The sequence below is a fragment of the Gordonia araii NBRC 100433 genome (assembly GCF_000241265.1).
GTDB classification, from domain to species: Bacteria; Actinomycetota; Actinomycetes; order Mycobacteriales; family Mycobacteriaceae; genus Gordonia; species Gordonia araii.
In genome coordinates, this window is the sequence record NZ_BAEE01000040.1 from 1 (window position 1) to 15,025 (window position 15,025).

Sequence of the window (15,025 nt, forward strand, 5' to 3'; positions counted from 1 at the left end):
GGAAAAGATCGTCGTCACCGCCGGTACGGGTGTCCCGACCAGCGGCCTCGTTCTCACCGCCTAGTCCTCAATCGTCCACCCACCACCAACACAGCCATCGACAAGGGAGTCAGCATCATGAAGTTCAACCTCGCCGACGTCTTCGAGACCGTCGCCGACTCGGTCCCCGACCGCATCGTGCTCAGCTACGAGGGCAACCAGACCACATACGCCGAGATGGACCAGCAGGCCAACCAGGTGGCGCACTTCTTCGCGGCGAAAGGAATCGGCGCCGACGACAAGGTGGCGCTGTTCCTGAAGAACTGTCCCGAGCACGTGCAGAGCCTGCTCGCGACGATCAAGCTGCGCGCGGTCCCGGTCAACGTCAACTACCGCTACACCGACGCCGAGCTGGAGTACATCTTCGAGAATTCCGACTCGGCCGCGATCGTCGTCGAGCTTCCCGAGCATCAGGCGAGCGTCGCCCGTCTGATCGGCAAGCTCCCGCTGGTGCGGGCCGTGCTCGTCGTCGGGCAGATCACCGACGAACTGCGCGACGCCGTATCGGCGCTCGACGGGCGGGAGGTCGCGCTCGCCTCCTTCGACGAGGTGCCGCAGTACCCGACGGAACGGGACTTCGAGCCGCGCACCGGCGAAGAGCTGTACCTGCTCTACACCGGCGGCACGACCGGCTACCCCAAGGGCGTCATGTGGCAGCACGACGACTTCTTCCGCAAGCCGATCTCCGGCGGAAACCCCTACGGGGATCCGCGCAAGGACTACGAGGAGATCGCGACTGCGGTCAAGGACTTCCCGTCGATCGCCTTCCTGCTCGCCGCACCGCTCATGCACGGCGCCGCGTCGTACTCGCTGTTCACCTTCCTCTCGCTGGGCGGGCGCCTGATCCTGGAGCGCGACTTCAACGCCGAGCAGATCGTGAAGAACATCGAGCGCGACCAGACGCAGATCATCCTCATCGTCGGCGACGCGATGGGACTGCCGCTCGTCGAGGAGATGGAGAAGCAGAAAGACTCGGTCGACCTGTCGTCGCTGTTCTCGATCGCGTCGGGTGGAGCCATCTGGAGCCAGCACGTGCGCGACCGTCTGCTCGCCGTCAAGGAGGGCCTGCTACTGCGCGACAACTTCGGCGCGTCCGAGTCGGGCAACGACGGCGAGATCATGATGGACGAGAACGGCAACCTCAAGGTGCCGCCGAGCGACCGCATGATGATCGTCGACGAGCGCAACGAGCGGATCACCACGCCCAAGGAGGTCGGCTACATCGCGCGGATCGGCAACATCCCCCTCGGCTACTACAAGGACGAGGCGAAGACGGCGCGCACCTTCCCGGTGATGGCCGACGGCACGCGCATCTCCGTGCTCGGCGACATGGGCTACGTCGAGGAGGACGGGTCCATCGTGTTCCTCGGCCGCGGCTCGCAGTGCATCAACACCGGCGGCGAGAAGGTCTACGCCGAAGAGGTTGAGGCCGTCCTGCACGGTCACCCGGCCATCGCCGACGCCCTCGTCGTACCGGTGCCCGACTCCAAGTACGGCCAGCGGGTCGCCGCCGTCGCCAAGGTGGCCGACGGCCACGACGAGCCGTCGCTCGAGGATGTGCAGGAGCATTGCCGCAAGGAGCTGGCCGGCTACAAGGTGCCGCGCACGGTCGTCTTCGTCGACGAGGTGAAGCGCACCCCGGCCGGCAAAGCCGACTACAAGTGGGCCAAATCGGCTGCGGAGACGACAGTCGCCGTCTGATCCCTACCATTGACCGCCATGGGTAGGCGGTGGCCGCGGGTCGTGATCGTCATCGTGGTGGCGCTGACGGCGGTGCCGTGGGCCGTCGCACCGCTGTCGCCCGTCACCCCGGCGTGGCCGTCGGTGGTGCGGGTACAGCCGGTCGGCTGCCTCAACGCGGCCCTCGACCGTTACGGCAGCGCGGGTGACGGCTGGAGTGGGGGAGACTCCACGTGGACGACGGCGCTGCCCGACGACCGCGAGCTGTTCGCCTTCTCCGACACCTTTCTCTCGACGGCCTCCGGACGCGAACGGCCGGGCAGTGCTCCATTCGTGCACAACTCGTTCGTGGTGCGCGACGCGCAGGGCGGGATGCGCACCGTGGTCGGTAGTGGCCCGACGGGACCGGCGTCATTGCTCGCGCCGAGCGAGCCGGGGGCGTGGTACTGGCTGGGGGCGGTGACCTTCCTGGGCGGCGCGCTGCAGGTGCCGTTGGGCAAGTGGCGGACCGCCGGGCCCGGACCGTTCGACTGGGAGTTCGGCGGATCGTCGGTCGCCCGCTTCGACCCGGACGACCTATCGCGGCCTACGTCGGTCACGCCCTTGCGCGACACCCGCAACATTCAGTGGGGGCAATGGGTCGCGCCGGCGCAGGACCACACTTACCTCTACGGTGTCGAGGGCGCAGGGGCGGACAAGAAGTTGCACGTCGCGCGTGTGGCCGGTTCCGACCTGCGAGCGCCGCTGGCCTTCTTCGACGGAAGCACGTGGCGCCCGGCCGACCCGAACGGCCGGGGCACGTCGACGCCGATCGCGCATGGCGTCTCCGCGGAGCTGTCGGTTCACCGGGTACGCGACGGCGTCTATCTGCTCGTCACCACCGAAGGCGGACCGGGACTGTCCGACCGTATCGTCGGCCGCTACGGATCGTCGCCGACCGGCCCGTTCGGCACCCCGCGACTGTTCTACCGCACTCCGGAGACGGGCGCGGCCGGCAGCTACCGCGACCCCGACGTGTACACCTACAACGCGCATGCCCACCCTGAGTTCTCCACGTCGGGGGAAGTGGTCATCTCCTACAACGTGAACAGCGTCGACACCTCCGTCGGCGGCGACGTCTATCGCGATACGACGATCTACCGGCCGCGATTCATCACCGTCACGCTCGACGGTCAGGGCGACGACACTCCCGACCGGCCCGTCTGTCGATGAGGATTCGCCGCCGCGGCGGATGGTCGGCACACCGTGTACCGGTCTCGCAGCCCGCGACGGTTCGCGGCAACAAGCTGGTGTCGCACAGCCCGTCCGGACCGGTGGTCTTCACGATCACCCCGACGTCGACCGGCGGGTACGTCAAGCTCAGGGATACGACCTTCGTCCTCAACCGCAAGGCGCGGGAACGCTACGAGGGTCCGGTCATCCAGCGCGGCAAGGTCGTCGGACGCAACACGCTGGTGCCGCGGCGCTGACGCGCGACGGCGCGCGAGTCAGCCGATCCCGGCGGGTGGCCAAACGCCGATGATGACGGCCATGGCGGCGATGGCGGTCGCCTCGTAGGCGAGAGTCAGCGTCGTCAGTCCGAGCGGGCGCCCTTCGAACGAGTCGTGAGTGATCACGCGTGCGGCGGTGAAGCCTGCCCAGAGGACGGCCGCGGTGAGCAGCGCGGTCCAGAAGAACGATCCCTTCTGGTAGTCCCACGCGATCGTCGCCGCTCCGGCCAGCACCCACGCGGTGACGAAGGCCATCAGGATCGAAACGAGAATCGGGCGGACGGCACTGGCCGTCGAGTCTGGCTCGGAGACTTTCGCCAACTCCATCCAACGGTTGCCGAACACCTTCGGCGTGTACCAGATCGAGCCGATCACCATGCTCGACAGCGTCGCTAGCAGCACTGCCCAATAGTTGATTTCGGGAACCATGGCGGAAACGCTACTCCCGTCGACCGACAGTGGGAGAGTATTCGCGCCGCGGCCCGCATCATCGCCCCGATGCGCGCATCGACCTCCACAGCGTGGACCATTGTTCGGCGGTCAGGTCGCGCGGCAGGCTCCTCGGATCGATGTCTGACGCGGCGAGCAGACCGGTCACCTGGCCCCGGGATAGCCCGGTCGCGTGCTGAAGAATCCGTGGAAAGCCGGACCCGCGCCCGGTGAAGACCGCGCGGACGAACTTCTCGTAGTGCACACGTTCGCGCACCAGGACAAGGGGTTCGCCGCGGCGCACGATCTTCAGGATTCCGCCGTCCACACCGGGACTCGGAGTGAAGTGCCGCGCGGGAATTCGGCCGTGCAGCGCGAAAGTGAACCACGGAGCCGCCTGTGCGGTGAGCATCGTACGACCGCCGACCCCGGCCCTCTTTCGGGCCACCTCCCACTGGGTGAGGAGTATGGCGTGCCGCCAGGTACCGGTGGCGAGTAGCCGACGCAGAATCGGCGTCGTGAGATGGAACGGAATATTGCCGACCACCACGGGGTGGTCAAACGGGTAGGCGAGTGCGTCGGCGTGCTCGATCCGGACGTCGGGCAGCTTGCGGCGCAGGCGCCGGACTCGATGTTCGTCGAGATCGATGGCCACCACCGGGCGCCGCAGTTCGGCGATTGGCCGTGTGAGGGCACCGTCGCCGGCGCCGATCTCGAGGATCGGGCCGTCGGTGCCGCTGACGAGCGACACGATTCGGTCGATGGTGGGCCGGTGGTTGAGGAAGTTCTGGCCGAGTTCGTGTCGGCCGCCATGGGCAGAACGAGGCATGGGTGCGCTCCAACTGAGTCGAGTGGAGCGCCCCGAAACGGGCGTGCGGGTAGGTGCGCAGAGATCGCCGTTCCGAGGCGCACAAAGGGTCTCGGACGGTCGACGCGCGGTAGCTGACGAAAGCCGGTGCGCGCCGTCAGGCGCTGCGGTACCGGATCGCGAGCGTGTGCGTCACCGTGGACGCACCGATCAATGTCACTGCCATGCCCCGACCTTAGCAACGGGGAAGCGTTGGCCGCGAGCGATATTCGGCGTGGTCACGGTCACCGGCCGCAAGCCCGGCGTGGTTAGCTGGAGCCCATGGTCATCGTTACCGGCGTGAATCGCGGCGCTGCGGTGTCAGGGAGGGATTGAGCAATGGACGAGCAGAACGAGGACACTGAGCCGCCACTCGGCACGCCCTGGACCGGCCGACCGCTGCGCCTGCAGTATCCGCCCGCGCCGGAGCATGGTGCTGACCACGCAGCCCTATTCGTCACCAAAGTCCGCGATATAGAGGATGTCCAACTCGATTACTCGGACGCGTCATTGAATTGGATCGACGGATGGCTCGGCGACTGGAGCGAGCCTGGTTCCGATCGTGTGGCTGAATCGGTATTCGCGGCCGGCTGCTACTTCGGCGAGGTCCTCGTGCGAAACCACGGGTACCGGTGGACCATCGACGAGAACGTCCACGGTGGACTGATGGCCGTCACCGGTCCGCGTGGCAATGTGGCCAATCCGATCGGTAAGGCCTTCAAGCGCGTCGACAACGGTGAGACCGACTCCTTGTCCTATCTGCTCACCGTGCTCCTGGCCGACTGACGGGAGAGGTGCCGACCCGCTAGTCGCTCGGCTTCGCGAGCGGAACCATCCGGCGCGGGGCGAGCCAGCCGAGCACGGCCGACCCGACGATCAGTACGGCACCGAGGATCACGAACGAGGTGTGCATCGGCTCGGTGAACGCGGCCTGCGCACCCTCGGTGATCTGGCGTCCCAGATCGCCGGCCTGCGGCGGGAGCTTGTCGACGACCTGCGACGCTCCCGCGAGCGAGTTGCGAATGCCGTCCGCGGCTTGGGCCCCCTTGGCCGGATCACCGCCCAGCGCCGGGTTGCTTAGCACCTGCTGAGCGGCGTCGGCCGTCGCGCCGATGCGGTGGCTGTACCCGGCGGCGAGGATCGAGCCGGCCAGCGCGATACCGATTGCGGCGCCGAGTTCGCGGGCGGTGTCGTTGACGGCAGAGCCGACGCCCTGATCGTCGAGCGGGGTGTTCTGCATGATCGCCGTCGTCGACGGGGCCGTGGCCAGGCCGATGCCCACCGCGGCGATCGACAGGAAGACGGCCAGCATCCAGTACTCGGTGTAGTGGATCACGCCCATGAGCAGGATCCCGAGACCGGCGAGGAAGACGCCGACCGAGAGGACGAAGCGCAGCGAGTGGTAGCGAACCGCCAGCCAGTTTCCGATCAGCGAGAAGATTCCGACACCGATGATCAGCGGGAACAGCGCCACCGCCGACGCGAGGGCCGTATATCCGAAGATCAGCTGCAACTGCTGCAGCACCAGGAAGAACACGGCGAACGACGCGAAGAACTGCAGCCCCACCGAGAGCGATCCGGCGCTGAACGCGCGGTTGGTGAACAACTGCACGTCGAGGAGCGGGAACTCGATGCGCATCTCGATGAGGCAGAACAGTGCGGCCAGCGCTGCCCCGCCGATGAGGAAGCCGAGGACCAGGGGACTCGTCCAGCCGTACCGCGGCGCCTCCAGCAAGGCGAAGACGATCAGGAAGATCGCGAGGACCGAGGTGATCGACCCCAACCAGTCGAAGCGGTCCGGATCGGGATCTTTCGAGGTTCCGATCGTCAGGCAGAGCACGGCGGTGACGGCGGCGGAAACGGCGAAGGTCACCAGAATCGACCGCCAGTTGTCCTCGCCGAAGAACTTCAGCAGGAGCCCGGTGACGAAGAATCCGGCGATCGCACCGACACCGGCGACCGCCGACCAGATGCTGATGGCCAGTGGTCGTTTGGCGACGGGCACGTTGGAGGTGATCAGCGACAGCGTCGTCGGCATGATGAAGGCGGCGGCCACACCGGCGAGGGCGCGGGTCGCGATCAACTCGACGGCGCTGGTCGCGAAGACGCCCAGCAGCGAGGCGATGCCGAAGACGATGAGCCCGCCGATCATCACACCGCGGCGCCCCAGGCGGTCGCCGATCGCCCCTGCGGGGAGGAGCAGTGCGGCGAGCATCAGCGTGTAGCCGTCGATGATCCACGTCTGCTCCGACGCGTTGGCCGCGATGTCGGGGTCCTCGGCGATCGCCTGCAGCGCGGTGTTGAGCGCGGCCATCGCCGCGACCACCATGCTGACCGCCGCACACACCATGACGACGAGCCAGATGCCCCGCCAGCCCATCGGCTCGTCGTCGGTGGCCTCGATCCCGATTCCGGATTCGGCGTCGTCGAAATCGCCTTCGACAGTTTCGTGCTTCATACCGTGCCTTCCCCGGTAACGTTTCGGGCAATTCGCGACACGACCGCCAAGTTCGAGATCCTGGACATGATTTGTGTCACATTAGTCACTGGAGCAACAAGTTCCTGGTCGGCGCTCCGATTGCCCGGAAGCCAGGACGAAGGAAAGTGGGAGATCATGGCTACCACCCAGGTCACTGACTCCGATGCGGTCCGAGTGCGGATGTGGCGCGTGCTCTCGATGCTGTCGGCGCTGGTCGCCGTCGTCGTCGGGCTTGTCGTCATCACCATCTCCGCAGTCTGACCAGCGCGACTAAGCGTTGCGCTCGATCGCGTCTCCGACGCGGGGAAGCGCGGCGATGACGTATCCTTTGGCCTTGCCGCGCAGCGAGTTGTAGGCCTTGGCCAGTGCCGGCTTCGCGTTTGACGCCTCTGCGTCGGTCACCGCCAGCAGGGCCTCCGCCGCCTGGTCACCGTTCGCGGCCAGGTGAGCGCCGAAGCCCGTCCCGTCCGGCTTGCTGGCCCACAGCGGCGACAACGCGCCGAGGAAGTCGTCGAGCATCGCGTTGGTCGCGTTCTGCACGACATTCGGCTTGACCTTCTGCGCGGCGGCGTAGGCGGCCTTCACCGCGGCGCCCGACAGTCCCGACTGGTCGGCGACCTCGGCGTCGATCACGCCGACGAGATCGGCGACGACCTGGTCGCGGTTGCCGGACAGGGTCTGGGACAGGGAATCGCTCACGAAGGCTCCTAAGTAGTGGGTCGAACCGGCCGCGATTCGCGGCGCCCGGTCAGCTTAGCGAGCCCGATCGACGCTGATTCCGGCGAGCGCCATCGCCCCGTCGCGCTCGGCGACCGTCGCACGGCCGACGATGCGCCCGTCGGCTTCCCATGCGTCGACGACGATCGTCTCCCCGGGCAGCACGATGCCCGCGAACGTCACGCCGTAGCCGGCCAGCTGTGTGACGTCGCCGTCGAGGATCTCGTCGACAATGGCCCGCGCCACGCAGCCGTAGGAGCACAGTCCGTGCAGGATGGGGCGGTCGAAGCCGGCGCGCTTGGCGAAGGCGGGATCCGAGTGCAGCGGGTTGCGGTCGCCGCAGAGGCGGTACAGCAGGGCCTGGTTGGGCCGGGTGGGGACCTCGATGCGGTGGTCGGGCGCGCGGTCGGGCAGTTCGACCTTCGCCGACGCGCCGCGCTCGCCGCCGAAGCCGCCCTCGCCCTTGGCGAAGATCGACGACCGCGAGGTCCACAGGGTTTCGCCGCCCTCGTCGACCGTCACCGACTCCTGGACGATCACCGCGGCCGACCCCTTGTCCTGCAGCTCGGCGATGCGGGTGCGCGTGGTCGCCGTGCCCGACGGCGGCAGCGGCCGATGCGCGGTGACCTGCTGGCTGCCGTGCACGACCTTTGCGAGGTCGATGTCGATGCCGGGGAACACGACCTTCGGCGGTTCGGTGGCGTGGAAGCTCGCGGCGACCGTCGCGAAGGTCGGCAACACTTTCGGCGCCACGTCGTCGACGTAGGCCAGACCGGCGGTGTCCATCGGGTCGGCGGCGGCACCCACCGCGAGGTGGTACAGCGCGACGTCGGAGGCGGTCCAGGAGAAGGTCGTCTCGGGCAGCTCGGCACCGAGCGCGACGGCGGGATCGATCGGCATCAGTTCCCCCGATCGATCGGAGCGAACGTGGACGCATCGGTCGACGCGGACTCGGCATCGGCCTTCGCCTTCGCGTCGAGCGCGGCGAGGTAGCCGAAGACCATCGCCGGGCCGATCGTGGCGCCCGGCCCCGCGTAGGTGTGACCCATGACCGGTGCGCTCGTGTTGCCCGCGGCGTAGAGGCCCTCGATGACCGACCCGTCGGGCCGCAGGGCCCTGCCGTGCTCGTCGGTGACGATGCCGCCCTTGGTGCCCAGGTCGCCGGGCACCATCTTGACGGCGTAGAACGGCGGCTTGTCGACCGGGCCCAGGCTCGGGTTCGGCTTGTTGGTGGGATCGCCGTAGTAGTGGTCGTAGCCGCTGCGACCCCGGTGGAAGTCCTCGTCGACGCCGGCCTTGGCGAATCCGTTGAAACGGGCGGTCGTGGCCTCGAGCTTGTCGGCGGGCAGCCCGGTCTTCTCGGCCAGCTCGGCGAGGGTGCTCGCCTTGACGATCACGCCGGATTCGAGCCACTTCTTCGGCAGCGGCTGTCGTGCGGTGACGCCGGCGAACACGTAGCGGTTGCGACAGCGGGTGTCCATGATCATCCAGGCCGGGACGTTCTCGCCCGGACCGTCGCCCTGGCCGAACTCGCCGCCGTACATCTGGTGGACGGCCTCGACATAGGGGAGCGACTCGTTCATGAATCGTTCGCCGCGCTCGTTGACGATGAACGTCCCGGGCACCGAGCGCTCCGACAGCGCGAACCACGGTCCCTTGGGCAGCGGGATCGTCGGCCCCCACCACGCGTCGTCCATGAGGGCAACGTCGGCGCCGGCATTCTGCCCCGCGACGATCCCGTCGCCGGTGTTCGACGCCGACCCGGTGGTCCACTCGGTGCCGATCGGTGCGCGCTGGTACTTGGCGCGCATCTCCGCGTTCTTCTCGAAGCCGCCCGAACCGAGAATCACCCCGTGGCGCGCGCTCAGCTCCTGCCGCTGGCCGTCGTGTTCGACGACGACGCCGGTGACCGCGCCGTTGTCGTCGGTGACGAGGTCGACGAGCGGTGTCTCGAACCGCACGTCGACGCCGGCCTCCAGCACACCCAGGTAGAGCTCGGCGGCGAGTGCCGCGCCCATGGCGATGAGTTTCTTGTTGCGCGACTTCGCCCAGCTGAAGCGCGCCGCCACCTTCGCCATCTTCGCGATGCCGCGCGGGTGGCGCATGCCGACGTTGAGCCACTTGTAGTCGCTCTGCAGCACGACCATGTTCAGCGGCGCCTTGGTGTACTGCGGGTGCAGGTTCTTCAGGTGATCGCCGAGACGACGGGCGTCGAACGGCTTGGGCTCGATCGAACGTCCGGCCAGGCGTCCACCGGGCGCCTCCGGGTAGTAGTCGGAGTAGTTCTTGACCCATTCGAGTTCGAGCGGAGCGTGGGCCATCAGATAGTCGAGGGCCTCGGGACCGCGGTCGATGTACGCGTCGATCTTCGCCGCGGGCGCGTGCTCGCCGATGATGGCGTGCACGTACTCGCGCGCCTTCTCGACCGAGTCGTCGACGCCGTCGCGCTTCAGTACGGAGTTGTTAGGGATCCACACGCCACCTCCCGAGCGCGACGTCGAGCCGCCCCAGTACGGCGACTTCTCGATCAGGACGGTCTTGAGTCCCTGGGTCGCGGCGGTGAGCGCGGCACTCAGGCCCGCGGCTCCCGCGCCGACGACGACGACATCGAACTCGGCCCGCTCGCTGGCGCTCCCGGCGCCGGCGTCGAACTCTTCGGGCGTGGTCATATCGGTCCTCTCCGCGGCACTGGTCTGGCCAGGCCGTCTGTCCCACTCAATCTACCCAATAATTAGAACACGTTATAGTATTGGTCTGGCGACGGGCTATAGCAGCTAGACAGCTATGCGAAGGCCGGTCCGGGTGAGAAAACAGTAACCAGTTCGCTGATCCTCGTGAGGAGAGTCAATGGCCGTGCCGGACGCGCTGCGGACCCAGATCGCCGCTGACCTGGCTCGGGCGGAGGAGACCGCGGTCGCCATCGACCCGCCCACCACCGCGCACCCCGAACTCGACGTCGTCGACGCCTACGAGATCCAGCTCATCAACATCCGGCGACGTCTGGCGAACGGTGCCGCCGTCGCCGGCCACAAGGTCGGCCTGGCGTCGGAAGCCATGCAGAAGATGATGAACGTCGACGAGCCCGACTACGGGCACCTGCTCGACGACATGCAGTACTTCGAGAGCAAGCCGATCGACTTCTCCGCGCTGTGCTTCCCGCGCGTCGAGGTGGAGGTCGGCTTCATCCTCGGGGACGATCTGCCCGGCGAGGGCTGCACGAACGAGGACGTCATCACGGCGATCGAATGGGTCGTGCCGTCGATCGAGCTGATCGACTCGCGGATCAAAGACTGGAAGATCACCCTGCCGGACACGATCGCCGACAACGCGTCGTCGTGCGGCTGGATCCTCGGCCAGCAGCGGGTGGCCATCGGCGACATCGACACGGGGAACATCGACGCGACCCTGACGCGCAACGGCGAGGTCGTCGCGAAAGGCAACTCGTCGGCCGTGCTCGGCCATCCGCTCAACGCGGTCTCCTGGCTGGCGAACAAGGTGTCGTCGTTCGGCGTACGGCTGCGCAAGGGGGACGTCATCCTGCCGGGCACCGCCACCCGCGCGATCGATATCGGCAGCGGCGACCACTTCGTCGCCGAGTTCGACGGTCTCGGCAGCGTCACGCTCGATTTCACCTAATACCTGCACGACAACGACTTTCAGCCCAAGAGAAGGAGGCTCACATGAGCGCCAAGCTGAGTGCGGCGATCATCGGCTCGGGCAACATCGGCACCGACCTGATGTACAAGCTCGAACGATCGGCGGTCATCGAACCGCGATGGATGGTCGGGATCGACGCCGACTCCGAGGGCATGAAACGTGCCGCCGACCACGGACTCATCACGATGAGCGGCGGTGCCGACGAACTGCTGGCGTCCGCCGAGAAGCCGGACCTGATCTTCGAGGCGACGAGTGCCTACGTGCACCGCGAGTACGCACCGAAGTACGCGGCCGCCGGCATCACCGCCGTCGACCTCACGCCGGCCGCCGTCGGACCGGCCGTCGTGCCGCCGGCGAACCTGCGCGAGCACCTCGACGCGCCCAACACCAACATGATCACCTGCGGCGGACAGGCGACGATCCCGATGGTGCACGCCGTGTCGTCGGTGGTGCCGGTGCCCTACGCGGAGATCGTCGCATCGGTGTCGAGCGAGTCCGCCGGACCCGGTACCCGTGCCAACATCGACGAGTTCACCAAGACGACCTCGCGCGGCATCGAGACGATCGGCGGCGCCGATCGCGGCAAGGCGATCATCATCCTGAACCCCGCCGACCCGCCGATGATCATGCGCGACACCATCTTCTGCGCGATCCCCGCCGATGCCGACACCGATGCGATCGCCGAGGCGATCCATCGGCGTGAGAAGGACATTCAGGAATACGTGCCCGGCTACCGCTTGCTGCAGGACCCGCAGTTCGACCCGCCGAGCGTCATCAACGGAGGCCACGCGCGCGTCTCGATCTTCGTCGAGGTCGAAGGCGCGGGCGACTTCCTGCCGCCGTATGCCGGGAACCTCGACATCATGACCGCCGCGGCCACCAAGGTGGGCGAGGAGATCGCCAAGTCCAAGCTGGCCGCCACCGCGACGGCTGGGAAGTGAGGGAAACCATGAGCGACTTGACGGCCAACGCACGGCCCTACTCCGCCGACCTCGACATCCGCATCACCGATTCGTCGTTGCGCGACGGGTCCCACCACAAGCGCCACCAGTTCACCGAGCAGGAGGTGCGCGACATCGTCGGCGCCCTCGACGATGCCGGTGTGCCGGTGATCGAGGTGACCCACGGCGACGGTCTGGGCGGATCGTCGTTCAACTACGGGTTCTCCAAGACGCCGGAGCAGCAGCTGATCAAGGCCGCGGCCGAGACGGCGAAGCGGGCGAAGATCGCGTTTCTCATGCTCCCCGGGCTCGGGATCAAGGACGACATCATCGAGGCGCGCGACAACGGCGGGCAGATCTGCCGCATCGCGACGCACTGCACCGAGGCCGACGTGTCGATCCAGCACTTCGGGCTGGCGCGCGAGCTCGGCCTGGAGACCGTCGGGTTCTTGATGATGAGCCACAGCCAGCCGCCGGAGGTGCTGGCCAAGCAGGCGCGCATCATGGCCGACGCCGGATGCCAATGCGTGTACGTCGTCGACTCGGCGGGCGCGATGGTGCTGGAGCAGGTCGCCGACCGGGTGTCCGCCCTGGTCGCCGAGTTGGGTGACGACGCGCAGGTAGGCTTCCACGGTCACGAGAACCTCGACGTCGCGGTCGCCAATTCGGTGCTTGCCATCCGCGCCGGTGCCCAGCAGATCGACGGCTCGATCCGCCGCTTCGGCGCGGGCGCGGGCAACACGCCGACCGAGGCTTTCGTCGGCGTGTGCGACAAGCTCGGCATCAAGACTGGCGTCGACTTCATGAAGATCGCCGACGCCGCGCAGGACGTCGTCCGCCCGGCCATGCCCAGCGAATGCCTGGTCGACCGCCCGGCCATGATGATGGGCTACGCCGGCTGCTACAGCTCCTTCCTCAAGCACGCCGAAGGGCATGCCGAGAAGTACGGCGTCTCCGCGGCCGACATCCTCATCGAGGCGGGCAACCGCAAGCTGGTCGGCGGTCAGGAAGACCAACTCATCGACATCGCCCTCGAACTGAAGAAGAAGCAAGACGCGAACGCGGGCGTGTAGTGGTCTGTCTCCGGTCTCGTATCGCAGTGGCAGGTCCCCGATAGCCGGTCCAGGCCGTTCTAGAGCCAGTTCCTTGTTGCTGTCGGTCAGTCGATCTCGCAGCCCACGGGGTGGTGTCTGTGGGTGCATCCGGCAGCGTACTCGGCCGGGGTTCGGTAGCCCAGCGCCGAGTGCCGGTGTCGGTGGTTGTGGTCGTCTTTGAAGTCGCCGATGACCACACGGGCCTCGAGCAGTGTGGGCCAGCAATTGCGGTTCAAGCACTCGTCGCGCAGCCGGTTGTTGAACGACTCGATGTACCCGTTGTTCCACGGTGTGCCGGGCGGAATGTAGGAGATCCCCACCGGCCCTGCACAGAACTCCCGCAGGGCCTCTGAGATGAACTCAGGGCCGTTGTCCATACGCAGCACTATCGGCGGGCCATCCCAGATCGCGAACGTCTTCTCCAACTCCTCGATCAACCGCTCAGCCGGAATCGAGCGGTCCACGATGTTCAGCAACGACATCCGGGTGTGTTCGTCAACCATGGACGCGATCTTGACCTTCTTCCCATCCATGGTGGAATCGAACTGAAAGTCCAATGCCCACACCACTTTCGGCGCATCCGCAACGACAATCGGCACCGATGACTGGCCCGCTCGTTTCCGCCGCGGCGCACGGCGAACCTGCAACCCTTCCTCTTTCCACAGCCGGTGCACCTTCTTCTTGTTGATCTCGATGCCATCGTCGAAGCGCAGGTGCGCCCACGCCCGGCGGAACCCGTGCCGCGGATTCTTGCGGGCATAGACACGCAGCTGCTCGCGCAGTGCGGCGTCGGGATCGGCCGGTGTCTGCGCCTGCGGCAGGCGTCGATACGCGGATCGGGAAAGCCCAACAACCCGGCACGCCATGCGCTCTGACATTTTCTTGACGTCTTTGAGCATGTCGATGGCGGCGCGTTTGGCGGTTGGGCTCAGAATTTTCCCTTGGCGATCTCCCGCAGCGCGTCCTTCTCCAGTTCAGCGTCGGCGAGCAGGCGTTTGAGCCGGCTGTTCTGCTCGCGCAGTTCCTTGAGTTCCTTGGCGGCGTCGCCGTCCATGCCGCCGTACTGGCGGCGCCAGTTGTAGAGAGTGGCCGCCGACACCTCGAGATCGGCGGCGATCTCCTCACCGGTCTTACCCTCGGCGGCCAGCTCGTCGGCCCGGCGCAGCTTGCGCACGATGTCCTCAGCCGAGTGACGCTTGCGTCCTGCCATGTTCTTCATCGTCCCTTCTCTGCCCTCATCAGGGCAATCAGGACTCTAAAACAACCTGGACCGGTTCACGGGGGACACGCCAAGATCGCTCGATCTCCTTGACGCTTTCAGAGATATCAGGTGATGGGGCAATATCGGGGGATGCGGTTGCCATTCACGACTTCATGACCGGCCATGAACGCATGGATGTCACATGCGAAGATGGAAATAAGTTCGAGGACGTGGTGAAGCTCAAGAACGGGGAGGAGATGAAAACGCAGAACCACCTCCGAGGATTGCTCGCTCATGCATGGGGCGGAGAGCGGACCGGGATAGACGATCTAATACGGGCCATGAAAGATGGAGCAAATTCCCCGAACTCCTTCATTGCGAGTCAGTCGCGCGAGTCGGCGAACGCTTTCGGGCATTACTTGAGTGACGAGAATAATATGGGGGAATTTAA

The 15,025-nt window shown here is 66.7% G+C and carries 16 protein-coding genes; 9 read left to right on the forward strand and 7 right to left on the reverse strand.

The window, feature by feature from the left end; all coding sequences use genetic code 11:
* The first annotated feature begins 117 nt into the window (after positions 1-117).
* The 3 genes from GOARA_RS06575 to GOARA_RS06585 are packed head-to-tail and all read left to right on the forward strand — an operon-like array spanning position 118 to position 3,188.
* A complete protein-coding gene (locus GOARA_RS06575) occupies positions 118-1,740 on the forward strand; it encodes an AMP-binding protein (protein WP_007321552.1) in 1,623 nt (540 codons plus the stop codon).
* A gap of 18 nt (positions 1,741-1,758) precedes the next feature.
* Positions 1,759-2,931 (forward strand): DUF5005 domain-containing protein, encoded by a 1,173-nt coding sequence (locus GOARA_RS06580; protein ID WP_138947578.1) that lies wholly within the window; start codon positions 1,759-1,761, stop codon positions 2,929-2,931.
* Entirely contained in the window at positions 2,928-3,188 is a 261-nt protein-coding gene (locus GOARA_RS06585) for a hypothetical protein (RefSeq protein ID WP_007321554.1), read from the forward strand. Before GOARA_RS06580 ends, GOARA_RS06585 begins: the two co-directional genes overlap by 4 nt.
* An 18-nt stretch (positions 3,189-3,206) precedes the next feature.
* Here GOARA_RS06585 and GOARA_RS06590 read toward each other — a convergent pair whose 3' ends face one another.
* Positions 3,207-3,638, reverse strand: a complete 432-nt coding sequence (locus GOARA_RS06590; RefSeq protein WP_007321555.1) for a DUF1761 domain-containing protein — start codon at positions 3,636-3,638, stop codon at positions 3,207-3,209.
* Between the two features lie 58 nt (positions 3,639-3,696).
* The gene (erm, locus tag GOARA_RS06595) at positions 3,697-4,467 is read right to left on the reverse strand and encodes a 23S ribosomal RNA methyltransferase Erm (protein ID WP_007321556.1); all 771 of its coding nucleotides are present in this window, start codon (positions 4,465-4,467) and stop codon (positions 3,697-3,699) included.
* Positions 4,468-4,824: 357 nt separating this feature from the next.
* Here erm and GOARA_RS06600 point away from each other — a divergent pair, with 357 nt between their 5' ends.
* Positions 4,825-5,271, forward strand: coding sequence for a hypothetical protein (locus GOARA_RS06600; protein ID WP_007321557.1), 447 nt, complete (start codon positions 4,825-4,827; stop codon positions 5,269-5,271).
* Between the two features lie 19 nt (positions 5,272-5,290).
* On the opposite strand, the gene GOARA_RS06605 is transcribed toward GOARA_RS06600, so the two are convergent.
* A complete protein-coding gene (locus GOARA_RS06605) occupies positions 5,291-6,943 on the reverse strand; it encodes an MFS transporter (protein ID WP_007321558.1) in 1,653 nt (550 codons plus the stop codon).
* 156 nt (positions 6,944-7,099) lie between these two features.
* Between GOARA_RS06605 and GOARA_RS20740 the strand changes: the two genes are divergently transcribed.
* On the forward strand, positions 7,100-7,225 hold the full coding sequence (locus GOARA_RS20740; RefSeq protein WP_280985230.1) for a hypothetical protein: 126 nt from the start codon (positions 7,100-7,102) through the stop codon (positions 7,223-7,225).
* Positions 7,226-7,234: 9 nt separating this feature from the next.
* Here GOARA_RS20740 and GOARA_RS06615 read toward each other — a convergent pair whose 3' ends face one another.
* Genes GOARA_RS06615 through kstD form a run of 3 tightly spaced genes read right to left on the reverse strand, consistent with a single transcriptional unit; the run spans position 7,235 to position 10,350 of the window.
* Complete coding sequence (locus GOARA_RS06615) at positions 7,235-7,663, reverse strand: DUF6918 family protein (protein ID WP_007321560.1); 429 nt, start codon at positions 7,661-7,663, stop codon at positions 7,235-7,237.
* 54 nt (positions 7,664-7,717) lie between these two features.
* The gene (gene chsH3 / locus GOARA_RS06620) at positions 7,718-8,581 is read right to left on the reverse strand and encodes an enoyl-CoA hydratase ChsH3 (RefSeq protein ID WP_007321561.1); all 864 of its coding nucleotides are present in this window, start codon (positions 8,579-8,581) and stop codon (positions 7,718-7,720) included.
* Positions 8,581-10,350, reverse strand: coding sequence for a 3-oxosteroid 1-dehydrogenase (gene kstD, locus GOARA_RS06625; RefSeq protein ID WP_007321562.1), 1,770 nt, complete (start codon positions 10,348-10,350; stop codon positions 8,581-8,583). Before kstD ends, chsH3 begins: the two co-directional genes overlap by 1 nt.
* A gap of 178 nt (positions 10,351-10,528) precedes the next feature.
* Between kstD and GOARA_RS06630 the strand changes: the two genes are divergently transcribed.
* From GOARA_RS06630 to dmpG, 3 genes are read left to right on the forward strand one after another with little or no spacing between them, the layout of a single operon-like run.
* On the forward strand, positions 10,529-11,317 hold the full coding sequence (locus GOARA_RS06630) for a 2-keto-4-pentenoate hydratase (protein WP_007321563.1): 789 nt from the start codon (positions 10,529-10,531) through the stop codon (positions 11,315-11,317).
* Between the two features lie 44 nt (positions 11,318-11,361).
* Entirely contained in the window at positions 11,362-12,279 is a 918-nt protein-coding gene (locus GOARA_RS06635) for an acetaldehyde dehydrogenase (acetylating) (protein WP_007321564.1), read from the forward strand.
* A gap of 8 nt (positions 12,280-12,287) precedes the next feature.
* Positions 12,288-13,352, forward strand: coding sequence for a 4-hydroxy-2-oxovalerate aldolase (gene dmpG, locus GOARA_RS06640; RefSeq protein WP_007321565.1), 1,065 nt, complete (start codon positions 12,288-12,290; stop codon positions 13,350-13,352).
* A gap of 86 nt (positions 13,353-13,438) precedes the next feature.
* Here the strand turns inward: dmpG and GOARA_RS06645 are convergent.
* Positions 13,439-14,583, reverse strand: a protein-coding gene (locus GOARA_RS06645; protein WP_373277724.1) for an IS3 family transposase whose coding sequence is annotated in 2 segments (ribosomal slippage) — positions 13,439-14,316 and positions 14,316-14,583 — 1,146 coding nt in all. Because the reading frame shifts where the segments join, the coding sequence is not laid out codon by codon here.
* Between the two features lie 98 nt (positions 14,584-14,681).
* Here GOARA_RS06645 and GOARA_RS20385 point away from each other — a divergent pair.
* Positions 14,682-15,025 (forward strand): hypothetical protein (locus GOARA_RS20385; RefSeq protein WP_007321567.1); only part of this gene is annotated, 344 nt, incomplete at its 3' end.